Source organism: Pseudoalteromonas sp. S1727 (genome assembly GCF_005886375.1).
Taxonomy (GTDB): Bacteria; Pseudomonadota; Gammaproteobacteria; order Enterobacterales; family Alteromonadaceae; genus Pseudoalteromonas; species Pseudoalteromonas haloplanktis.
In genome coordinates, this window is sequence record NZ_PNDT01000193.1 from 1 (window position 1) to 736 (window position 736).

1 protein-coding gene is annotated in these 736 nt (G+C 48.2%); it reads right to left on the reverse strand.

The genetic code is table 11. The features are described from left to right. A partial coding sequence (locus tag CWB85_RS21580) for a putative Ig domain-containing protein (protein ID WP_138555996.1) occupies positions 1-736 on the reverse strand: 736 nt, incomplete at both ends.

Consider the following 736-nt stretch of genomic DNA (forward strand, 5'->3'; position numbering starts at 1 on the left):
GGCATTACTTAATAAGCCATTAGCCAGCGCCACGGTAAGCGTTGCAGCTTCATCAAGATTAAAGCTAAAGTTTTGCCCAACAGGCGCATCATTGGTGTTAGTCACTGCTAAGGTAAACGGCGCTAAGCTTGCGCTCACTGTGCCATCACTCACACTGATGGTAATCGCTGCATAACTGCCAACATGGCTGTTATCCGGTGTACCCGATAACTCACCTGTGCTGGCATTAAAACTCGCCCAGCTTGGTTTGTTGATGATGCTAAAGGTGTGGGTATCACCCGTATCACTGTCTGTCAGTGTGGGTATAAAGCTATAAGCTGTATCTTCCGCTGTCGAAGTGGATGGCGAACCACTTAATACCGGCGCAACATTATATTGCTTGGTTACTGTAGCAGTAACGGCAGGGCTGACATTTCCCGCAGCATCAGTTACTAGGGCTGAAAAAGTGAGCCCCCCCTCAGCCAATGAGGTCACATTAACACCTGTTATTTGCTGTGTTGCAGCAGTGATCGTTGCTGTACCACTGACAGAGCTACTACCGTCACTTACTTGATAACTAAGCGTACCACTGCCCTCAAGACCCGTTAAGGTCGCGCTTATTGCAGATTCATTACTGGTATTTATTACACTCTGATCCACACTTACCGCATGCCCTGTTGGCGCAGTATTATCCAATGTGATGGCTGTGGTTGCTGCGGGTGATATATTACCAGCGCTATCGGTTTGCGTTGCCGAT